Here is a 20,049-nt window from a genome sequence, read left to right as displayed (position 1 = left end):
CAGCTTCAGGCGGATCAGGGCCGCGCGTGTTTGAGCGAAGCGAGTTTCGCGTGGACCCCGCCTGAAGCGAGCACCGCAAGGGAGCCCGAAGGGCCGGCGCAGTGGGGTCGCACGGCCCGCACCGCATGCCGGGCGCCCCCTCCAGAGTCAACGAACAAAGTTCAAAAGAACAGTCAAGCTTCCCTACGGACCTTCACAGAAGACCCCGCCGCTTCCTGCACCGGCAGCGTCAGCACCACATGCTGTTCCCGCGAACGCGCCAGCACCGGCCCAAGCGCCACGCCCGTATGCGTGCCCAGCTTCACCACTTCTTCCGGCGGCGCTGCAGCCACGACGCGCCCGCCCCCGTTGCCGCCTTCCGGCCCGAGGTCGATCAGCCAGTCGGCCTCGGCGATGACATCGAGGTCATGCTCGATCACCACCACGCTGTGGCCGCCGTTGACCAGCCGGTGCAGCACGTGGATCAGCTTCTCGACGTCGGCCATGTGCAGGCCCACCGTCGGCTCGTCCAGCACGTAGAGCGTGTGCGGCGCCTTGTTGCCGCGCCGCGTGACGTCGTCGCGCACCTTGCTGAGCTCGGTCACCAGCTTGATGCGCTGCGCCTCGCCGCCGGACAGCGTCGGCGACGGCTGGCCCAGCGTCAGGTAGCCGAGTCCGACATCCTTCAGCAGCTGCAGCGGATGGCTGATGTTGGGCATCGAGGCGAAGAACTCGACCGCCTCGTCGACCTCCATCTGCAGCACGTCGCCGATGCTCTTGCCGCGCCAGCTGACCGCCAACGTCTCGGGGTTGAAGCGCGCGCCGTGGCAGACCTCGCAGGCCACCTTGACGTCGGGCAGGAAGCTCATCTCGATGGTCCGCACGCCGGCACCGTCGCAGCCCGGGCAGCGGCCTTCGCCGGTGTTGAAGCTGAAGCGTGCCGGGCCGTAGCCGCGCGCCTTGGCTTCGAGCGTGTCGGCGAAGAGCTTGCGGATCGTGTCCCAGAAACCGATGTAGGTCGCCGGGCAGCTGCGCGGCGTCTTGCCGATCGGCGTCTGGTCGACCTCGAGCACGCGGTCGATGGTCTCGTAGCCCTCGACCGCGCTGCAGCCCACCCACTTCGGATGCTTGCCCGCGGCATCTGCATCGCGGCCGGCCTTGGTCATGCGCTGCACCACCACCGCGTACACGTTGGCCAGCAGCACGTCGCGCGCCAGGGTCGACTTGCCCGAGCCGCTGACGCCCGTGACGGCCACCAAGCGATGCAGCGGCAGCGAGACCGCGACATCCTTCAGGTTGTGCAGGTCGGCGCCGCTCACGCTGAGCCAGCCCGGGGCACCCGGCTCGGGCGCAGGCACCCCGCGCCGGGGCTGCAGCGGATGCCTGATCGCGTCGCGCAGGTAGCGGCCGGTCTGCGAATCGCCGGCACCCTCGATGTCGGCCACGCTGCCTTCGGCCACCAGCCGGCCGCCGCGCTTGCCCGCGCTCGGGCCGATGTCGATGATGTGGTCGGCCCGCCGGATCGTGTCCTCGTCGTGCTCGACTACCACGAGCGTGTTGCCCTTGTCGCCGAGCTTGTGCAGCGCGTCGAGCAGGATCTGGTTGTCGCGCGCATGCAGGCCGATGGTCGGCTCGTCGAGGACGTAGCAGACGCCCTGCAGGTTGCTGCCGAGCTGCGCCGCGAGCCGGATGCGCTGCGCCTCGCCGCCACTCAGGGTCGGTGCGCCGCGGTCGAGCGTGAGGTAGCCCAGCCCGACCTCCTCGAGGAACTCGAGCCGGCTCTTGATCTCGGGCACCAGGTCGCGCGCGATCTCGGCCTGGCGGCCGCTCAGCACCACGTTCTCGAACCAGACGCGGATGTCGGTCACGCTCATGCGCGCGAGCTCGGTGATCCCGATGCCGCCGCCCTCGCCGAACAGCACGGCGCGCGCGGTCGCATTGAGCCGCGTGCCTTCGCAGGTCGGGCAGGCCACGTCGCCCACGTCCTCCGCCTCGGGCTCGGCGAAGGTCTGCTCGCGGCCCTTCTGGTCGTCGGCCATCACCGAGTCGTCATAGACCTTGCGCTGCTCCTTCGTGAGCTTGACGCCGGTGCCGACGCAGTCGGGGCACCAGCCGTGCTTGCTGTTGTAGGAGAACAGCCGCGGATCGAGCTCCGCGTAGCTGGTGCTGCACACCGGGCAGGCGCGCAAGGTCGAGAACACATGCGCGTGGCCGATGCCGCGCGTCGGTGCGCCGGCCATCATCGCGGCGCGCAGGCCCGTGAGGTTGCTCAGCACGTGGACCACGCCCTTGCCGTGTTCGAGCGCCTTGGTCAGCGCCTGGCGCAGCTCGGTCTCCTGCGCCGGCAGCACGTCAAGGCTGGCCACCGGCAGCTCGATGCTGTGTTCCTTGAAGCGATCGATGCGCGGGAAGCCCGTGGTCGGCAGGAATTCGCCATCGACCCGAAGATGGGTAAAGCCGCGCGGCCGCGCCCAATCGGCCAGCTCGGTGTAGACGCCCTTGCGGTTGCTCACCAGCGGCGCCAGCAGGCCGATATGCTGGCCCTTGAAGTTCTTCAGCAGCTGCGCCGCGATGCTGTCGGGCGTCTGCGGCTGCACCGCCGCGCCGTCATGGATGCAGTGCTGGATGCCGAGCTTGACGTACAGCAGGCGCAGGAAATGCCAGACCTCGGTGGTGGTGCCGACCGTGCTCTTGCGGCCGCCGCGCGACAGGCGCTGCTCGATCGCGACGGTGGGCGGAATGCCGTAGACCGCATCGACCTCGGGCCGGCCCGCGGGCTGCACGATGCTGCGCGCATAGGCATTGAGCGATTCGAGGTAGCGCCGCTGACCTTCGTTGAACAGGATGTCGAAGGCCAGCGTCGACTTGCCCGATCCGCTGACGCCCGTGACCACGCTGAACTTGCCGCGCGGGATGTCGACCGACAGGTTCTTGAGGTTGTGCTCGCGCGCATTGACGATCTGGATCGCGTCGCGCCCCTGCGCCGGCTGCACCCGCGCCGCATACGACCGCGCCGCGCGTTCCGCCACCTTGTAGGCGCCCGGCCCGACCGCGAGTTCGTAGTCGGCCAGCGCCGCGCCGGTCAGCGAGACCGGGTTCTCGCGCACCTGCTCGGGCGTGCCAACCGCCACCACCTGGCCACCGCCCTCGCCGCCTTCGGGCCCGAGGTCGATGATCCAGTCGCTGGCCCGGATGACGTCGAGGTTGTGCTCGATCACGACCAGCGAATGGCCGGCGTCGAGCAGCTTGCGCAGCGCCCGCATCAGGCGCGCGATGTCGTCGAAGTGCAGTCCGGTGGTCGGCTCGTCGAACAGGAACAAGGTGCCCTTGCGCGCCAGCGGCTGCTTGCTGGCGCTGCCGCTCTTGGCCGCCTCGGCCAGGAAGCCCGCGAGCTTGAGGCGCTGCGCCTCGCCGCCCGAGAGCGTCGGCACCGGCTGGCCCAGCTTCACGTAGTCGAGGCCGACGTCGACGATCGGCTGCAGCACGCGCAGCACCTCGCGGTCGTTGCCGAAGGCGGCGGCGGCCTCGGCCACCGTGAGGTCGAGCACGTCGGCGACGTTGAGGTTGCGGTCGGCCCGCTCGATCATCACCTCGAGGATCTCGGGCCGGTAGCGCTTGCCGTCGCAGTCCGGGCAGCGCAGGTAGACGTCCGACAGAAACTGCATCTCGACATGCTCGAAGCCCGAGCCGCCGCAGGTCGGGCAGCGGCCGTCGCCGCTGTTGAAGCTGAACTTCGAGGCCGTGTAGCCGCGCTGGCGCGACAGCGCCGCGGTGGCGAAGATCTCCCGGATCGTGTCCCAGGCGCCGACATAGCTCGCCGGATTGGAGCGCGCCGTCTTGCCGATCGGCGACTGGTCGACGAAGACCACGTCGCTCAGGTGATCGGCGCCCAGCATGCGGTCGTGCGCGCCCGGGCTTTCGGTCGCCTTGCCGAAGTGCCGCATCAGGGCCGGCGCCAGCACGTCCTGCACCAAGGTCGACTTGCCCGAGCCGCTGACGCCGGTGATGCAGACCAGCCGCGACAGCGGCAGCTCGACCGTGATGTCCTGCAGGTTGTGCTCGCGCACGCCTTCGAGGATGAGCCGCGGCGTGTTGTCGCTGACCATGCGGCGGAAGCCCATGCCGATCTGCTTGCGCCCGCCCAGGTACTGGCCGGTCAGCGTCTCGGCATCGCGCAGCGCATCGGTGCTGCCGTCGAAGACGATCTGGCCGCCCCGGATGCCCGGGCCCGGCCCCATGTCGATCACCCGGTCGGCCGCCAGCATCACGGCCGGGTCGTGCTCGACCACCACCAGCGTGTTGCCGGCGTCCCGCAGCCGCAGCATGGCCTCGGTGATGCGGTTCATGTCGCGCGGATGCAGGCCGATGCTCGGCTCGTCGAGCACGAACAGCGTGTTGACCAGCGAGGTGCCGAGCGCGGTCGTGAGGTTGATGCGCTGCACCTCGCCGCCCGACAGCGTGCGGCTCTGGCGATCGAGCGTCAGGTAGCCGATGCCGACGTCGTGCAGGTAGCGCAGGCGGGTCGTGATCTCCTCGAACAGCAGCTTGAGCGCCTGGATGTCGCCCTCGCTCGCGGTGCTGCTGTTGCCGTGGCTTTCGATGCGGTCGAAGAGGCGGCGCAGGCGCTCGATCGGCAGCAGCATCAGGTCGTGCAGGCACAGGCCCGGCAGGGCCTCGAGCTGCTCGCGCGACCACTTCGCGCCGACCGGCATGAAACGTTTGGACGGCGCCAGCACGGCGTCGGCGTCTTCCTTGCTGCCGATGCGCCACAGCAGGCTCTCGAGTTCGAGCCGCGCGCCGGCGCAGGTGGGGCACGGCGTGTAGCTGCGGTACTTCGACAAGAGCACGCGGATGTGCATCTTGTAGGCCTTGCTCTCGAGGTAGGCGAAGAAGCGGCGCACGCCATACCACTGCTGGTTCCACTTGCCCTTCCAGTTCGGCGAGCCCTCGATCACCCAGTGGCGCTGCTCGGCCGTGAGCTTGTTCCAGGGTGTGTCGCGCGGAATGCCGGCGTCTTCGGCGTGGCGCATGAGGTCGTCCTGCGCCTCCTTCCAGGCCGGCGTCTGGATCGTCTTGATGGCGCCGGCGCGCAAGGTGAGCTTGTCGTTCGGAATCACCAGGCCGAGGTCGACGCCGATCACGCGGCCGAAGCCGCGGCAGGTCTCGCAGGCGCCCACCGCCGAGTTGAACGAGAACATCGAGGGGATCGGATCGGTGTAGCGGATGTCGCTCTCCGGGCAGTGCAGGCCGGTGGAGAATTTCCAGATATCGGGCTCGGCGCCCTCCTCGGCCGCCACCGCATACACGGTCAAGCGCCCGCTGCCGCGCTTCAGCGCCACCTCGATCGCCTCGACCACGCGGGCCCGTTCGGCGTTGGCCATGCGGAAGCGGTCGGCCACGACGTCGAGCACCTTGCGCGGGCCGGTCGGGGTCGCGACCTCGCGCTCGGCCTGCACCCGTGTGAAGCCGCTGGCCGACAGCCATTGCGTCACCTCGTCGGCCGAGGTGCTGGCCGGCAGTTCGACCGGAAAGGTCAGGACCACCCGCGGATCGCCGGCCGCGGCGGCGCGCGACTGCAGTTCGGCGTAGATCGAATCGGGCGAGTCGTGCCGCACCGGCAGGGCCGTCTCGCGGTCGAACAGCTGCGCCGCGCGCGCGAACAGCAGCTTCAGGTGGTCGTTGAGCTCGGTCATGGTGCCGACGGTCGAGCGCGAGGAACGCACCGGATTGGTCTGGTCGATCGCGATCGCGGGCGGCACGCCCTCCACCTTGTCGACCGCCGGCTTGTCCATCCGGTCGAGGAACTGGCGCGCGTAGGCCGAGAAGGTCTCGACATAGCGCCGCTGGCCTTCGGCATAGAGGGTGTCGAACACCAGGCTCGACTTGCCCGAGCCGCTCGGCCCGGTGACCACCGTCATCTCGCCGGTGCGGATGTCGAGGTCGAGGTTCTGGAGGTTGTGCTGACGTGCACCGCGAATCCGGATGGAGCCCTGTGTCATGAATGCCTTGCGGGGTGGGGCAGACATTCTAGGAAGCTGCCGCGGCCCGCGCCGGCGTGGGCGTATGGTTGCGCGCTATGCGGGGGCTTCCCCGCCGGACCGTGCACGAAATAATTACACACGGACACATATGACCTTCCTCGTCGACGAAGAAATCACCTTCCGCAAGCTGGAGATCCTGCTTGCCTTCATGGAAACCGGGAACCTCGCGCGCACGGCCGAGCGGCTCGACATCAGCACGGTCAGCGTGCACCGGGCCCTGCATTCGCTGGAAACCGGCACCCGCTGCGCGCTGTTCCGGCTCGAGGGGCGCAACCTGCTGCCCACGGACGCCGCCAAGACGCTGGCCGACGTCGCCCGGGACGTGGTGCGCACGCTGTCGGAGGGCATCCGGGCGACGCGCGAGGTGGCGGGCTATTCGGCCGACCGGATCCGCATCGGGTCGCTCTATTCCCTGACCAGCCGGACCGTGCCCAAGGTCATCATGGGGATGAAGCAGCGCCTGCCCGAGCTCCACACCGAGCTGGTGCTCGGCTCGAACGCCGACCTGCTGCAGAAGCTGCGCGACGGCGGCGTCGACGCGGTGCTGATGGCAATCCCCGGCGAGGCGCCCGACGTCGAATCGGAGCCGCTGTTCGAGGACGACATCTTCTTCGCCGCGCCGGTCGACTCCCGCTACGCCGGAATGAAGGAGGTCGACCTCGGCGCCTGCGCCGACGAGCACTTCGTCAGCCTGTCCGAAGGCTTCGTGACCTACAGCGGCTTCATGGAATCGTTCCGCATCGCCGAGTTCGCACCCCGCGTGGTGATGCAGACGGGCGACATCTTCTCGCTGATGAACCTGGTGAGCGGCGGCGTGGGCTACACCCTGCTGCCCGGACGGGTGCGCGGCGCGCTGCCGCACAACGTCCGGCTGGTTCCGCTGCAGGCGAAGTACCTGGTGCGCCAGACCATCGCGGTGAACTTCCTGCGCACGCGCGAGCGCGACCCCAACCTGCTGGCCCTGCTGGCGCTGTGCCGCAGCTCGAAGGCCGATCTCTCCTGACGCTGCCGCCCAGGGTTTACCCGCGACCGTTTCACGCGGCGTAAGCGTCTCCGTCCTCCGTTAATTGATCGGGACGGGGGCCGCCGGTACCGTTCGTCTCCACAGCGCCGCGATTCCGGACGGCGAATCCAAGGAGACAAGCGGATGATCATTTTCGGTACCGCCCTGCTGGCCGTGTGCCACCTGCTGGGCATCTTTCTCGGGGATCTTCTGGGCCAGGCGCTCGGCGTCAAGACCAACGTCGGGGGCGTCGGCATCGCCATGCTGCTGCTGATCTTCGCCCGCATCTACATGCAGCGGCGCAACATGCTGCCGAAGCTGACGGAACTCGGCGTCGAGTACTGGGGCGCGCTGTACATCCCGGTCGTCGTCGCCATGGCGGCGCAGCAGGACATGGTGTCGGCGCTGCGCGGCGGCCCGGTCGCGCTGCTGTCGGCCATCGCCGCGGTGGCGGTCTGTGCCTGCGTGATCGCCGTCATCAATCGAACCGAGCGGCCGCAGGCGCAGACCGACGGCGCACCGATCCTGCACGACAACCCCCTCCTGACCGAAGCGGAGTGACACCATGATCGAAATCCTCGAAAAAGCCGCGATCCAGAACGGCCTCGTGACCGCCTTCGCGGTGGTCGGCCTGATCATCCTGCTGTCGGGCCAGATCTCGCGCCGGCTGACCTTCGGCCGCGTGCACGGCTCGGCCATCGCGATCGTGATCGGCCTGGCGCTCGCCTACTGGGGCGGCACCCAGACCGGCGGCCACAAGGGACTGGCCGACATGACACTGTTCGGCGGCATCGGACTGATGGGCGGCGCGATGCTGCGCGACTTCGCGATCGTCGCGACCGCGTTCGAGGTGCAGGCCACCGAGGCGCGCAAGGCCGGGCTGATCGGCGTCGTGTCGCTGCTGCTCGGCACGGTGCTGCCCTTCATCGTCGGCGCCGCCATCGCCTGGAGCTTCGGCTACTCGGATGCGGTGAGCATGACCACCATCGGCGCCGGCGCCGTGACCTACATCGTCGGCCCGGTGACGGGCGCGGCCATCGGCGCCAGCCCGGACGTGATGGCGCTGAGCATCGCCACCGGGCTGGTCAAGGCCATCCTCGTGATGGTGGGCACGCCGATCGCGGCGCGCTTCCTCGGCCTGAAGACGCCGCGCTCGGCGATGGTGTTCGGCGGCCTGGCCGGCACGGTGAGCGGCGTGTCGGCGGGACTGGCCGCCACCGACCGCAAGCTGGTGCCGTACGGCGCGCTGGTCGCCACTTTCCACACCGGCCTCGGCTGCCTGCTGGGCCCGTCGCTGCTGTTTTTCGCCACCAAGGCACTGGTGGGTTGAGGGCATCCCATGGAACGCACGAACTGGAACATCAAGGCCGACAACCGCGCCGCGCGCCTCGCGCGGGCGGCCGGCGCACTGGGCACGCAACTCAGCGGCAAACGGGTCGCCACCGAAGCGATCGGCAGGCTGCTCGAAGCCGTGCTGGAGCCGGGCGACCGGGTCTGCCTCGAAGGCAACAACCAGAAGCAGGCCGACTTCCTGGCCAAGGCGCTGGTGCAGGTCGATCCGGCGCGGGTGCACGGCCTGCACATGGTGCAGTCGGTGCTGGCGCTGCCGGAACATCTCGACGTGTTCGAGAACGGCGTCGCGGCGCGGCTGGACTTCAGCTTCTCTGGGCCGCAGGGCGCGCGGCTGGCCAAGCTGGTGTCGGCGGGGCGCATCGAAATCGGCGCGATCCACACCTACCTCGAGCTTTTCGCGCGCTACTTCGTCGATCTCACGCCCCAGGTGGCGCTGGTCGCGGCGCACGCGGCCGATGCCGAGGGCAACCTCTACACCGGTCCCAACACCGAGGACACGCCGGTGATCGTGGAAGCCACGGCGTTCTCGGGCGGCATCGTGATCGCGCAGGTGAACGAACTGGTGGACGGCAGGACCACCACGCTCCCGCGCGTCGACATCCCCGCCGACTGGGTGAGCTTCGTCGTCAAGGCGCCGCGGCCCAACTTCATCGAGCCGCTGTTCACGCGCGATCCGGCGCAGATCAGCGAAATCCAGGTGCTGATGGCGATGATGGCGATCAAGGGCATCTACGCCGAGTACGGCGTGCAGCGCCTCAACCACGGCATCGGCTTCGACACCGCGGCGATCGAGCTGCTGCTGCCGACCTACGGCGAGTCGCTGGGGCTCAAGGGCAAGATCGGCAAGCACTGGGCATTGAACCCGCATCCGGCGCTGATCCCCGCGATCGAAGCCGGCTGGGTGCAATCGGTGCACTCCTTCGGCTCGGAGCTGGGCATGGAGGACTACATCCGCGCCCGCTCCGATGTGTTCTTCACCGGGCCCGACGGCAGCCTGCGCAGCAACCGCGCCCTGTGCCAGGCCGCGGGCCACTATGCCTGCGACCTGTTCATCGGCTCGACCCTGCAGATCGACCTCGACGGCAACAGCTCGACCGCCACGCTGGGCCGCATCGCCGGCTTCGGCGGCGCGCCCAACATGGGCGCCGACGCGCGCGGCCGGCGTCATGCGAGCCCCGCGTGGCTCAAGGCCGGACGGGAAGCACGCGCCGGACGCAGCGGCGCCGCCGGGACGCCGCGCGGGCAGAAGCTGGTGGTGCAGATGGTCGAGACCTTCCGCGAGCACATGCAGCCGGCCTTCGTCGACCGGCTCGATGCCTGGACCTTGCAGGAGCAGGCCGGCATGGACCTGCCGCCGATCATGATCTACGGCGACGACGTGACGCACATCCTGACCGAGGAAGGCATCGCCAACCTGCTGCTGTGCCGCACCGACGCGGAGCGCGAGCAGGCGATCCGCGGCGTGGCCGGCTACACGGCGGTCGGCCTCGCGCGCGACCGGCGCGCGGTCGAGAACCTGCGCGACCGCGGCGTGATCCGCCGGCCGGAGGACCTCGGCATCGATCCGCGCCAGGCCACCCGCAACCTGCTGGCCGCGCGCAGCATGCGCGACCTGGTGCGGGCCTCGGGCGGCCTCTACCAGCCCCCCAAGCGATTCAGAAACTGGTGATCCGGAGAACGACCATGACCATTCCCGCGGGGCTCGAAGCCCTCGATTTCTCCTTCACCGGCACCCGACCCGCCGGCGCCTTCGCGCCGGTGCTGGTCGGCGTCGTCGGCTCCGGCAACCTGGAGGTGCTGCTCGAAGCGGCCGGCGGCGACGGCTGCACGGTCCGCATCGAGACCTCGGCACGCGGCTTCGGCCCGATCTGGGAGGCCGTGCTCGGCGACTTCCACGATCGGCATCCGCTGGCCGGCGTGCGCATCGCCATCAACGACATGGGCGCGACACCCGCGGTCGTCAGCCTGCGGCTGGACCAGGCCGTGGCCGAACTGCCGGCGGCGGCGCAAGGAGCACGGCCATGATCAGCTACGCCGAATGCTCGGCGCGCGAACGCGTCGCGCAACTGCTGGACACGGGCAGCTTCCACGAATGGCTGCCGCCGGCCGAGCGCCTCACCAGCCCGCATCTGGCGCAGCTGGGCGTGCCGTCGTCCTTCGACGACGGCGTCGCGATCGGCCGGGCGACGCTGGGCGGGCTGGAGGTCTTCGTCGCCGCCCAGGAAGGCGCCTTCATGGGCGGCGGCGTCGGCGAGGTGCACGGCGCCAAGCTGGTCGGCCTGCTGCGCCGCGCGCTGCGCGACCGCCCGGCGGCGGTGCTGCTGCTGGCGGAGTCGGGCGGCGTGCGGCTGCACGAGGCCAATGCCGGCCTGATCGCGGTGTCGGAGGTCATGCGCGCCGTGCTCGACGTGCGCGCGGCCGGCGTGCCGGTGGTGGTGCTGATCGGCGGCGCGAACGGCTGCTTCGGCGGCATGGGCATCGTCGCGCGCTGCGCGGACCACATCGTGATGAGCGATGTCGGGCGGCTCGCCATGTCCGGGCCCGAAGTCATCGAGGCCTCGCACGGGGTGGAGGAATTCGACTCGCGCGACCGCGCCCTGGTGTGGCGCACCACGGGCGGCAAGCACCGCTGGCTGACCGGCGATTGCGACGCGCTCGTGGAAGACGACGTGGCCGCCTTCCGCGACGCGGCCATCGATGCGATCGGCGCCTCGAAGCCGGTTTCGCTCGCCACGCTCGAGGCCGAGCACGCCCTGCTCGCTGCGCGCCTGCGCGACCCGCTGGCGGAAGACGGCGGCGACGACGCCATTGCGCTTTGGGCCCACCTGGGCATTGCGGGCGCCGACCGCGTGCCCGACCTGGACGTGGCCGCGGTGCGCGCACTGCGGCCTGCATGAGGAGCGAATCGATGGACTGGAACCTTCTTGCCACCCGGCTCTTCGGCGCCGACCATGGCATCGTCGCCGACGGCGACTTCCTGCAAGGCACGGCGTACTTCGACGGCCAGCCGATCACGGTGATCGGCACCACGAACCACGCGCCGATCGGCGTCAGGCTGGCCCTGGCCCAGGCGCGGGTGGTGCTCGACACCCTCGCGCAGCACCCGGAGCGGCCGATCCTGCTGCTGGTCGACACGCAGGGCCAGCAGTTGCGGCGGCGCGACGAACTGCTCGGCATCAACCGCGCGATGGCCCATCTCGGTGCCAGCATCGATCTCGCCCGGCGACGCGGCCATCGCGTGATCGGCCTGGTGTACGACCAGGCGCTGTCGGGCGGCTTCATCACCTCGGGCCTGATCGCGGATGCCTGCCATGCGCTGCCCGAAGCCGAGATCCGCGTCATGCGCATCCCCGCGATGGCGCGCGTGACCAAGCTGCCCGAGGACATGCTGACCGCGCTGTCGCAATCCAACCCGGTGTTCGCGCCCGGGGTATCGAACTACGTCGCGATGGGCGGCGTGCGCTCGCTGTGGCGGGGCGATCTCGCGGCGGCCCTGCGCGAGGCGCTGGCGCATTCGCCCCGCGAAGACCAGCGCGCGATCGACGGCGCCGAGCGCGGCGGCCGCAAGCTCGCCGCGGCGGTCGCGCAGCGCGTGCTGGATGCCGCCTGAGGATCGCACCATGATGCCGCTGCGACGCCATCGGCTGGCTTGCCTGACGGACGCGGGCTGGGCCGTCGTCCGCGCGCAGGCCTGGGACGCCCAGGCGCAGGCCTGCGTCGACCACTGGGCCGCGCACCGGCTGCCGCTGGTCGTGACCCGGCAGCCGCCGCACGCCGACCCGGCGCAGGCCCCGATCGCGCTGGGCCTCCCGGCGCCGCTGCAATGGGACCGGCGGCGCCTGGCGATCCAGGCGCCGCGCAGCGCGCTCGCCTGGTTCGACGAGTTCCCGCGCGCCACCGATGTGCTGGGCCTGCTGCAGCGCGGACCCCGCGCCGCGATGCGCGCGCTCGGCCAGTCGCTCGCAGCCTGCCGCGCGCCGGCGCGCGTCTACGGCGGCTACGGCTGGCAGCTGCTGACCGGCCTCGCCTACCTGCGCGAGAGCTCCGACATCGACCTGTGGATCGCCGTCGACGATGCCGAACACGCGGACACGGTCGTTCGCCATCTCGAATGCTTCGCGCCCCGCCAGCCGCGGCTGGATGGCGAGCTGGTGTTCGAGGACGGCACGGCCGTGGCCTGGCGCGAGTGGAGCGCCTGGCGCGCAGGCCGGGCCCGTCGCCTGCTCGTGAAGCGGCTGGAGGGCGCGGCGATGGCGGATGCATCGTTCCTGCGCCGCCATGCGCCGGTGCTGGAGATGGCGGCATGAACGCCGCCCGTCTGCCGGCTCGACGCGCGGCGTGCCTGAGCGCGGCCGACATCGGACGCGCCGCCACGCTGGCGCTGCACGACGAGCTCGCGCTGGCGCCCAAGCCGGGCCTGGTGTCCTTCGTCGACAGCGGCAGCCACTCGGACATGGATGCCCACACCTTCATGCGCAGCCTGTTCGCATTGCGCCACTACTTCGTGCAGATCTGCGCCCTCGGCGAGGCCCATGCGCCGTTCGAAGCGCTGGAGCGCTGCGGCATCGCCGCCGAAACGCGGATGCTGGCGGCCACCGGCGGCATCAACACGCACCGCGGCGCCATCTTCACGCTCGGCCTGCTGTGCGCCGCGGCAGGCGCCCTGCTCCGCGACGGCGCGCCGCTCGACCCGCCGGCGCTTCGCCAGGCATTGCGCCGCCATTGGGGCGATGCGCTGGCCGCCCGCACCCGGCGCGTCTCCGCCTTGCCCGGCGGCATGGCCGCGCGCCGGCATGGACTGCGCAGCGCATCCGAAGAAGCGGCACTCGCTTTCCCGGTGCTGTTCGAAACGGCCGTGCCTGCCCTCGCCTCTGCGCTGCGGCGCGGCCTGGGCGCGCAGCGGGCCCGCATCGACGCCCTGTTCGCCACCATGGCCACGCTCGACGACAGCAACCTCGCGCACCGCGGTGGCATGGCCGGACTGCGCCACGCGCAACAGGCGGCGCGCGGCTATCTCGCGCAAGGTGGCGCAGGCGGCGACCACGGCTTCGCCGCCGCCCGGGCCCTGCACCGCGACTTCGTCGCCCGCCGCCTGTCGCCCGGCGGCGCGGCCGACACGCTCGCCGCGGCCTGCTGGATGCGGCGCGTCTGCGAAGACATCTGACCGGCTGAGCCATGAGCTTCGCGCTGATCTTTTCGGGCCAGGGCATGCAGCATCCCGCGATGCTTTCCTGGCTGGCCGAAGACGAACTGCTGTCGGGCGTGGCGCGGGTGCTGGGCACGGACTGGCGCCAGCACCTGCAGGACCGCGATTGGGCCAGCCGCAACGCGCATGCGCAGCTGCTCCTGACCGGACTCGGGCTGGCCGCGTGGACACAGCTCGCGCCCCGGCTGCCCGAACCCGCGGTCGTCGCCGGCTACAGCGTCGGCGAGGTCGCGGCCTTCGCGGCGGCCGGCGTCTGCGCGCCGGGCGATGCGATCGAACTGGTGCAGCACCGTGCCGCGCTGATGGACCGCGATGCCGAGCGATGCCCCGCCGGGCTGCTCGCGGTCAGCGGACTCGCGGACGAAGCGATGGCCCGGCTCTGCAGCGATTTCGGGCTGCTGATCGCCATTCGAAACGACCCTGTCAGCGTGGTGCTCGGCGGCCCCAGGTCATCGCTCGCGCCGGCTGCCGATGCGGCATTGCGCCAGGGCGGCCACGTCACGGCGCTCCCGGTCGGCGTCGCCTCGCACACGCCGTGGATGGCCGAAGCCGCGCGGGCCTTCGAAGCGCGGCTGGCGACGCAGCCCTTCGCATCGCCGCGAATCCCGCTGCTCAGCAATGTCGCGGGCCGCGTGCGCGACGCTGCCCAGGCCCGGTCCGCCCTGGCCCGCCAGCTCGACCACACGGTGCGTTGGGACGAGTGCATGGAGGGCATCGCGGCGCGGCGGGTGCGCTGCGTGCTCGAGATCGGCCCCGGCCAGGCCCTGGCGCGGATGTGGAACCAGCGGCACCCGGGCATCCCGGCGCGCTCCGCGGACGAGTTCCGCAGCGCCGGCGGCATCGTCGACTGGATCGGGCGGCACGCCGACTGATCGCTACTTCGATTCGCCGGCCGCGGCCGGCGCCGGCGCATGGGTCGCGTCGCCACCGTGCTTCTCGCCCGACATGTCGACGCTGCCGCCCGCCTTGGTGAGCACGTACAGCACGATGGCCGCGAAGATGACGAAGCCGACGATGATCTTCCACATGATTGAGTCTCCTGAAACCTTGCTCTGTCCTCAACTGATCAAGCCAAGAAAAAGGCCTCGCGCCGGACCGGCGCGAAGCCTCTTTGTCGAACCGAGGGCCCAGGCCCTCGTGCCGTCGGGACGCTCAGTCGTTGGCGTAGATGTCGACGTCCTTGGTCTCGCGGATGAAGATCGTGCCGACCACCAGCGTCACCGCGGCGATCACGATCGGATACCAGAGACCGTTGTACATGTTGCCGGTGCTGGCCACGATCGCGAAGGCGGTGGTCGGCAGCAGGCCGCCGAACCAGCCGTTGCCGATGTGATAGGGCAGGCTCATCGAGGTGTAGCGGATGCGGGTCGGGAACATCTCGACCAGCATGGCGGCGATCGGGCCGTAGACCATCGTCACCAGCAGCACCAGCCAGAACAGCAGCGCCACGGTCATGACCTTGTTGATCTGGGCCGGGTCGGCCTTGGTCGGATAGCCCGCCGTCTTGAGCTGCTCGGCGACGGCCTTCTTGAAGGCCGCGATCTCCTTGGCCGAGGCCTCGTCGAACTTGTGGTTGACCACGTTGCCCACCGGCGCCGTGATCGCCACCTCGCCGATCTTGACGACCGCCGGCGAACCGGCCGGGCCGTCGGCGCGCTCGTAGCTCACCGAGTTCTGCACCAGGTAGCGCTTGGCGATGTCGCAGGAGCTGCTGAAGTCGATCTCGCGCGCCACCGGATTGCCCTGGAACGAGCAGGAGCGGGGATCGGCCGTCACGACCACGCCGGCCGTCGCCTGGGCGCGGGCCAGCGCCGGGTTGGCGTTCTCGGTCAGCATCTTGAAGACCGGGAAGTAGGTCACCACGGCCAGCAGGCAGCCGGCCATGATGATCGGCTTGCGGCCGATCTTGTCGGACAGGGTGCCGAAGACGACGAAGAAGGGCGTGCCGATCAGGAGGGCGGCCGCGATCATCAGGTTGGCCGTCGTGGCGTCGACCTTGAGCTGCTGCGTCAGGAAGAAGAGCGCGTAGAACTGCCCCGAATACCAGACCACGGCCTGGCCGGCGGTCAGGCCGATCAGCGCCAGGATCACGATCTTGAGGTTCTTCCACTCGCCGAAGGACTCGGACAGCGGCGCCTTCGAGGTCTTGCCCTCGGCCTTCATCTTCTGGAAGGCCGGCGACTCCGACAGCGACAGCCGGATCCACACCGAGATGCCGAGCAGCAGGATCGAGACCAGGAACGGAACGCGCCAGGCCCATTCGGCGAAGGCGGCCTCGCCCACGCCTTCACGCACGCCCAGGATCACCAGCAGGCTCAGGAACAGGCCGAGCGTGGCGGTGGTCTGGATCCACGAGGTGTAGGCGCCGCGCTTGCCGTGCGGCGAATGCTCGGCCACGTAGGTGGCGGCACCGCCGTACTCGCCGCCGAGCGCCAGGCCCTGCAGCATCCGCAGCGCGATCAGGATCACCGGCGCCGCGACGCCGATGGTCGCGTAGCTGGGCAGCAGGCCGACGATGAAGGTCGACAGGCCCATGATCAGGATCGTGACCAGGAAGGTGTACTTGCGGCCGATCATGTCGCCGAGGCGGCCGAACACGATGGCGCCGAACGGGCGCACCAGGAAACCGGCCGCAAAGGCCAGCAGCGCGAAGATGAAGGCGGCGCCGGCATCGAGGCCGCTGAAGAACTGGCGCGCGATCACGGGCGCGAGCGACCCGTAGAGGTAGAAGTCGTACCACTCGAACACGGTCCCCAGCGACGAGGCGAAGATAACCTTCTTCTCCTCCTGGGTCATGGGCCGGGGCGCGTGCGACGCTCCTCGTGAATCTAGTGTGGCTGACATGTCGTCTCCTGTAGAAATTTCCGCCCACGGCGTGGGACGTATCGCATTCTTGGAGGGGCGACTGACCCGAGGCTGTCGCGAAACTGAACGTCGGCTGACGGTTTAAGGTGCAACCCGCGCCAGGCGTTTCAGATCATGGAAAAACTACGATTTGCTGCGCAGCAGCATGGAAGGACGCTGGTCGGCGGCGTCCCAATCGGGGCCGTCGAACCAGGGCTCGCCGTGCAGGTAGGCGCGCAGCATCGCCAGGCCGTCGAAGCCCCAGAACAGCCGGTCGTCGACCTCGAAGGCCGGCACCCCGAAGACGCCGCGCGCGATCGCCGCGTCGGTGTTGGCCTTGAGCTCGGCCTTGACCGCTTCGCCGCCGGGGTCGCGCTGCGGCCGCAAGGTGGCCGACAGCGCCGCCAGGCGCGCCGGGTCGCCGGGCTCGCCGCCGCTGCGCCAGACTTCGCGGAACAGGGTCTCGGCCACGTAGCGGCTGATGTCGCCGTCGGCGCTGGTCGCCAGCGCCAGCCGCAGGTGCGGCAAGGGGTTGTAGGGATGGGTGGCGGGCATCTGGATCGGGATGCCGTGGGCATGGCCGAGCCACAGCACATGGCGGTAGGTCCAGCTGCGCTTGGCCGGGATCTCGGCCGGGCCGAGCTGGCCGTGGTGCTTGAGCAGCGCGCCGAGCAGCACCGGCCGATACACCACGCTGTAGCTCAGGCCTTCGAGCGCCTGCGGCAGGTGCTCGAAGGCCAGGTAGCCATAGGGCGAGATGAAATCCAGGTGGCAGGTGAGGTGCTTCATGGCGTGTCTCCGGCGGCGACGCCGAAGCCGGCTTCGGCACGCAGCTCGATCGCGCGCCAGACGCTGCGCTTGCCGGCGTCGTCCATCCGGCTCCAGGCCGCGATCTCGGCGATGGTGCGCAGGCAGCCTTCGCAAAAGCCCGTGGCCGGCACCATCCGGCAGATCGAGATGCAGGGCGACGGCAGGTCGCTGGCCATGGCGCGCGCGGCCGCGGCGCGCGCCGGCAGGGTCGACAACGAAGCGACGCTCACACCACGTCCGCGACCGGCGCGCCGGTCAGGCCTTCGAGTTCGCGCGGATGCAGCCGAACCACCGCATGCGGATGGCCGGCCGCGGCCCAGATCTCCTCGAAGCGGAACAGCTCGCGGTCGATCAGCATTACCGGCGCCACGGCATGTGCGAACGGCGAGACACCGCCGATCGAGAAACCGGTCTTCGACTTGACGAACTCGGCATCGGCGCGGCCCAGCTTGCCGACCAGCGCCTCGACCTTCTTCTCGTCGACCCGCTTGTCGCCCGAGGTCACGACCAGCACCGCGGCGTCGTCCGACTTGCGGCGAAAGACGATGCTCTTGGCGATCTGCGCCACCTCGATGCCCAGGGCATCGGCCGCCTGCTGCGCGGTGCGCGCGGCGTCGTCGAGCATCTGCGGCGCGTGCGCGTGGCCCTTGTCCTGAAGGAGACGGGCGACGCGCTGCACGCCCTCCGGCAATGAAGTCAGCTCGGCACCGCACATGTCAGTGCCCGCCCGGCCGCCCGAAGGGCACTGAGCGCCCCCTCGGGGGGCAGCGATACGCGAAGCGATGAGCGTGGGGGCATTTCATGTCAGTTGGCCCGCTTGGTGCGGATCGCCTTGGAGGCCCGCGAGTTCGGCTCGCGCCCGAGCGCCTCGCTGATGTAGACGCCGGCGTCGATCAGCTTGTCGAGGTCGATGCCGGTCTCGATGCCCATGCCGTGCAGCATGTAGACCACGTCCTCGGTCGCGACGTTGCCGGTCGCGCCCTTGGCATAGGGACAGCCGCCGAGCCCGGCGGACGAGGTGTCGTACTGCCAGACGCCCATCTCGAGGCTGGCCAATGTGTTGCCCAGCGCCTGGCCGTAGGTGTCGTGGTAGTGGCCCGAGATGTCGTCGACGCCGTAGTGCTTCCGCGTGGCCTCGATGGCGCGCTGCACCTTCAGCGGCGTGCCGACGCCGATGGTGTCGGCCACGCCCACGTGCTGCACGCCGATCTCCTTCATGAGGCCGGCCAGCATGTCGACGCGCGAGGGCGCGATCTCGCCTTCGTAGGGACAGCCCACGGTGCAGGACATCGCGCCGCGCACGTAGATGCCGTGCTCGCGCGCCGCCGCCACCACGGGCCGGAAGCGCTCGATGCTCTCGGCGATCGAGCAATTGATGTTGCGCTGGCTGAAGGCCTCGCTGGCGGCGCCGAAGACCACGATCTCGTCGGGCCATTCTTCGCGCGGCGCGGCGATCGCGGCCTCGAAGCCCTTCATGTTGGGCGTCAGCACCGAATAGCGCACGCCGGGCTTGCGACGGATGCCGTGCATCACCTCGGCGTTGTCGGCCATCTGCGGCACCCATTTGGGCGAGACGAAGCTGGTGACCTCGATCTCCTTGAGGCCGGCGTCCTGCAGGCGGTGCACCAGACCGATCTTGATCTCGGCCGACACCGGTTGCTTCTCGTTCTGGAGGCCGTCGCGCGGGCCGACGTCGACGATCTTGACTTTGGAAGGGAGGTTCATGGGGCGCTCGTGGTCGGTGAGGAAGGTGCAGCAGCCATTTTCTCCGCATCCGGATCGGCATGGCGCTCGGTGGGATTTGGGTAGGCTATGGCCTTCTCCGTGGACAGGCGTGGATCATCTGCTGGCCGAGCAATGTTCAATACCCCCGCCCCGCGTCCACCACCCCCGCCACCGCCTCCCCCCGCTCCATCGCCCGGATCTTCCCAGCGATCTGCCTGATCGAGGTGTCGCGCTCGGTCCGCGCCGAGCCGTGCGGGGTCACCGTGATCTTCGGGTGCGACCAGAACGGATGCCTCGCCGGCAGCGGCTCGACGTTGAAGACGTCGAGCATGGCGCCCGCGAGCTGGCCGCTGTCGAGCAGCCGGATCAGGTCGTCGTCGACCAGATGGGCGCCGCGCGCCACGTTGATCAGGTAGCCGCCGGGGCGGCCGCTGTTCAACTTCGACAGCGTGTCGCGGTTCAGGATGCCGCGCGTCTCCGGGGTCAGGGGCAGCAGGTTCACGAGCACGCGGCTGGCGCCGAGGAAGTCGTCGAACCCGGATTCGCCGGCGAAGCAGCCGACCCCATGGATCTGCTTCGGCGAGCGGCTCCAGCCGTTGACCGGAAACTCGAACTGCGCCACGGCCTTGGCCACGCGCTCGCCGAGCACGCCGAGCCCCATCACGCCGACCGCGAAATCCTTGCGCTCGCGCGGCTTGCGATAGCTCCAGCGGCCGGCTCGCGCTTCGGCCTCGTAGGCGTCGAACTCGCGGAAATGCCGGATCAGCGCATGGCAGACGTACTCGGCCATCTGCACCGACATGCCGGCATCGTCGAGCCGGACCACCTGGGTCTGCGGCGCCACCTTGAGCTTGAGCAGCGCATCGACACCGGCGCCGATGTTGAACAGCCCGCGCAGTGCCGGCTGCTCGTCGAGGAATTGCTGCGGCGGCGCCCAGACCACGGCATGGTCGGCGGGTGCGGCGCCGGGGGTCCAGTTCTCCACCACGGCTTCAGGCAGGGCGGCGCGGAGGCCCTCGATCCAGGGATCGGGGCGGTTGTCGGTCAGGCAGACGGTGATTCGGATCGGGGAGGAAGTCATCGCCGGA

General features: G+C 70.0%; 18 protein-coding genes. 10 read left to right on the top strand and 8 right to left on the bottom strand.

All coding sequences use genetic code 11. From position 1 onward, the window contains the following. Nucleotides 1–173: 173 nt before the first annotated feature. Nucleotides 174–5,978 carry an excinuclease ABC subunit UvrA gene (uvrA, locus tag QTI68_RS38435; RefSeq protein ID WP_286529558.1) on the bottom strand — a complete coding sequence of 1,935 codons (5,805 nt, stop codon included), beginning with the start codon at nucleotides 5,976–5,978 and terminating at the stop codon, nucleotides 174–176. A gap of 130 nt (nucleotides 5,979–6,108) precedes the next feature. Here uvrA and QTI68_RS38430 point away from each other — a divergent pair, with 130 nt between their 5' ends. The 10 genes from QTI68_RS38430 (at nucleotide 6,109) to QTI68_RS38385 (ending at nucleotide 14,454) form a co-directional block, all read left to right on the top strand. Beyond that, nucleotides 6,109–7,023, top strand: a complete 915-nt coding sequence (locus tag QTI68_RS38430) for a LysR family transcriptional regulator (RefSeq protein WP_286529557.1) — start codon at nucleotides 6,109–6,111, stop codon at nucleotides 7,021–7,023. Between the two features lie 144 nt (nucleotides 7,024–7,167). Further along, nucleotides 7,168–7,584: a malonate transporter subunit MadL gene (madL, locus tag QTI68_RS38425; RefSeq protein WP_286529556.1), complete on the top strand. Its 417-nt coding sequence runs from the start codon at nucleotides 7,168–7,170 to the stop codon at nucleotides 7,582–7,584. A gap of 4 nt (nucleotides 7,585–7,588) precedes the next feature. Then, nucleotides 7,589–8,353 (top strand): malonate transporter subunit MadM, encoded by a 765-nt coding sequence (gene madM, locus QTI68_RS38420; protein ID WP_286529555.1) that lies wholly within the window; start codon nucleotides 7,589–7,591, stop codon nucleotides 8,351–8,353. A gap of 9 nt (nucleotides 8,354–8,362) precedes the next feature. Continuing rightward, nucleotides 8,363–10,045, top strand: a complete 1,683-nt coding sequence (mdcA, locus tag QTI68_RS38415) for a malonate decarboxylase subunit alpha (protein WP_286529554.1) — start codon at nucleotides 8,363–8,365, stop codon at nucleotides 10,043–10,045. Nucleotides 10,046–10,059: 14 nt separating this feature from the next. Next, complete coding sequence (gene mdcC / locus QTI68_RS38410) at nucleotides 10,060–10,401, top strand: malonate decarboxylase acyl carrier protein (protein ID WP_286529553.1); 342 nt, start codon at nucleotides 10,060–10,062, stop codon at nucleotides 10,399–10,401. After that, nucleotides 10,398–11,273, top strand: a complete 876-nt coding sequence (locus tag QTI68_RS38405; protein WP_286529552.1) for a biotin-independent malonate decarboxylase subunit beta — start codon at nucleotides 10,398–10,400, stop codon at nucleotides 11,271–11,273. Before mdcC ends, QTI68_RS38405 begins: the two co-directional genes overlap by 4 nt. An 11-nt stretch (nucleotides 11,274–11,284) precedes the next feature. Continuing rightward, the gene (locus tag QTI68_RS38400; protein WP_286529551.1) at nucleotides 11,285–11,986 is read left to right on the top strand and encodes a biotin-independent malonate decarboxylase subunit gamma; all 702 of its coding nucleotides are present in this window, start codon (nucleotides 11,285–11,287) and stop codon (nucleotides 11,984–11,986) included. Between the two features lie 10 nt (nucleotides 11,987–11,996). Next, nucleotides 11,997–12,683: a malonate decarboxylase holo-[acyl-carrier-protein] synthase gene (mdcG, locus tag QTI68_RS38395; protein WP_286529550.1), complete on the top strand. Its 687-nt coding sequence runs from the start codon at nucleotides 11,997–11,999 to the stop codon at nucleotides 12,681–12,683. Beyond that, on the top strand, nucleotides 12,680–13,540 hold the full coding sequence (mdcB, locus tag QTI68_RS38390; RefSeq protein ID WP_286529549.1) for a triphosphoribosyl-dephospho-CoA synthase MdcB: 861 nt from the start codon (nucleotides 12,680–12,682) through the stop codon (nucleotides 13,538–13,540). The genes mdcG and mdcB overlap by 4 nt, the downstream gene beginning before the upstream one ends. Nucleotides 13,541–13,551: 11 nt before the next feature. Then, nucleotides 13,552–14,454 (top strand): acyltransferase domain-containing protein, encoded by a 903-nt coding sequence (locus QTI68_RS38385; RefSeq protein WP_286529548.1) that lies wholly within the window; start codon nucleotides 13,552–13,554, stop codon nucleotides 14,452–14,454. 3 nt (nucleotides 14,455–14,457) lie between these two features. Here QTI68_RS38385 and QTI68_RS38380 read toward each other — a convergent pair whose 3' ends face one another. The 7 genes from QTI68_RS38380 to QTI68_RS38350 all read right to left on the bottom strand — a co-directional run bounded on the left by QTI68_RS38380 (nucleotide 14,458) and on the right by QTI68_RS38350 (nucleotide 20,027). After that, nucleotides 14,458–14,610 (bottom strand): hypothetical protein, encoded by a 153-nt coding sequence (locus tag QTI68_RS38380; protein ID WP_286529547.1) that lies wholly within the window; start codon nucleotides 14,608–14,610, stop codon nucleotides 14,458–14,460. A 124-nt stretch (nucleotides 14,611–14,734) separates the two neighbouring features. Then, entirely contained in the window at nucleotides 14,735–16,426 is a 1,692-nt protein-coding gene (locus QTI68_RS38375; protein ID WP_286529546.1) for an MFS transporter, read from the bottom strand. Nucleotides 16,427–16,570: 144 nt separating this feature from the next. Next, a complete protein-coding gene (locus QTI68_RS38370; protein WP_286529545.1) occupies nucleotides 16,571–17,215 on the bottom strand; it encodes a 2-hydroxychromene-2-carboxylate isomerase in 645 nt (214 codons plus the stop codon). After that, entirely contained in the window at nucleotides 17,212–17,412 is a 201-nt protein-coding gene (locus QTI68_RS38365; RefSeq protein ID WP_286529562.1) for a DUF1289 domain-containing protein, read from the bottom strand. Before QTI68_RS38365 ends, QTI68_RS38370 begins: the two co-directional genes overlap by 4 nt. Before the next feature lie 50 nt (nucleotides 17,413–17,462). Beyond that, entirely contained in the window at nucleotides 17,463–17,951 is a 489-nt protein-coding gene (locus QTI68_RS38360; RefSeq protein WP_286529544.1) for a YbaK/EbsC family protein, read from the bottom strand. Nucleotides 17,952–18,040: 89 nt separating this feature from the next. Further along, on the bottom strand, nucleotides 18,041–18,961 hold the full coding sequence (locus QTI68_RS38355) for a hydroxymethylglutaryl-CoA lyase (RefSeq protein ID WP_286529543.1): 921 nt from the start codon (nucleotides 18,959–18,961) through the stop codon (nucleotides 18,041–18,043). A 136-nt stretch (nucleotides 18,962–19,097) separates the two neighbouring features. Then, a complete protein-coding gene (locus QTI68_RS38350; RefSeq protein ID WP_286529561.1) occupies nucleotides 19,098–20,027 on the bottom strand; it encodes a 2-hydroxyacid dehydrogenase in 930 nt (309 codons plus the stop codon). Nucleotides 20,028–20,049: the final 22 nt, after the last annotated feature.

The sequence above is a fragment of the Variovorax sp. J31P207 genome (assembly GCF_030316965.1).
Lineage (GTDB): Bacteria > Pseudomonadota > Gammaproteobacteria > Burkholderiales > Burkholderiaceae_C > Variovorax > Variovorax ginsengisoli_B.
Note: the sequence above shows the minus strand (reverse complement) of the source record. Positions and strands in the feature narration are given on the sequence as shown.

Bases quoted from the DNA above. Each gene is read 5' to 3' on its own strand.
- uvrA (WP_286529558.1), bottom strand. From the start codon at position 5,978: ATGACACAGGGCTCCATCCGGATTCGCGGTGCACGTCAGCACAACCTC.
- QTI68_RS38430 (WP_286529557.1), top strand. From the start codon at position 6,109: ATGACCTTCCTCGTCGACGAAGAAATCACCTTCCGCAAGCTGGAGATC.
- madL (WP_286529556.1), top strand. From the start codon at position 7,168: ATGATCATTTTCGGTACCGCCCTGCTGGCCGTGTGCCACCTGCTGGGC.
- madM (WP_286529555.1), top strand. From the start codon at position 7,589: ATGATCGAAATCCTCGAAAAAGCCGCGATCCAGAACGGCCTCGTGACC.
- mdcA (WP_286529554.1), top strand. From the start codon at position 8,363: ATGGAACGCACGAACTGGAACATCAAGGCCGACAACCGCGCCGCGCGC.
- mdcC (WP_286529553.1), top strand. From the start codon at position 10,060: ATGACCATTCCCGCGGGGCTCGAAGCCCTCGATTTCTCCTTCACCGGC.
- QTI68_RS38405 (WP_286529552.1), top strand. From the start codon at position 10,398: ATGATCAGCTACGCCGAATGCTCGGCGCGCGAACGCGTCGCGCAACTG.
- QTI68_RS38400 (WP_286529551.1), top strand. From the start codon at position 11,285: ATGGACTGGAACCTTCTTGCCACCCGGCTCTTCGGCGCCGACCATGGC.
- mdcG (WP_286529550.1), top strand. From the start codon at position 11,997: ATGATGCCGCTGCGACGCCATCGGCTGGCTTGCCTGACGGACGCGGGC.
- mdcB (WP_286529549.1), top strand. From the start codon at position 12,680: ATGAACGCCGCCCGTCTGCCGGCTCGACGCGCGGCGTGCCTGAGCGCG.
- QTI68_RS38385 (WP_286529548.1), top strand. From the start codon at position 13,552: ATGAGCTTCGCGCTGATCTTTTCGGGCCAGGGCATGCAGCATCCCGCG.
- QTI68_RS38380 (WP_286529547.1), bottom strand. From the start codon at position 14,610: ATGTGGAAGATCATCGTCGGCTTCGTCATCTTCGCGGCCATCGTGCTG.
- QTI68_RS38375 (WP_286529546.1), bottom strand. From the start codon at position 16,426: ATGTCAGCCACACTAGATTCACGAGGAGCGTCGCACGCGCCCCGGCCC.
- QTI68_RS38370 (WP_286529545.1), bottom strand. From the start codon at position 17,215: ATGAAGCACCTCACCTGCCACCTGGATTTCATCTCGCCCTATGGCTAC.
- QTI68_RS38365 (WP_286529562.1), bottom strand. From the start codon at position 17,412: ATGGCCAGCGACCTGCCGTCGCCCTGCATCTCGATCTGCCGGATGGTG.
- QTI68_RS38360 (WP_286529544.1), bottom strand. From the start codon at position 17,951: ATGTGCGGTGCCGAGCTGACTTCATTGCCGGAGGGCGTGCAGCGCGTC.
- QTI68_RS38355 (WP_286529543.1), bottom strand. From the start codon at position 18,961: ATGAACCTCCCTTCCAAAGTCAAGATCGTCGACGTCGGCCCGCGCGAC.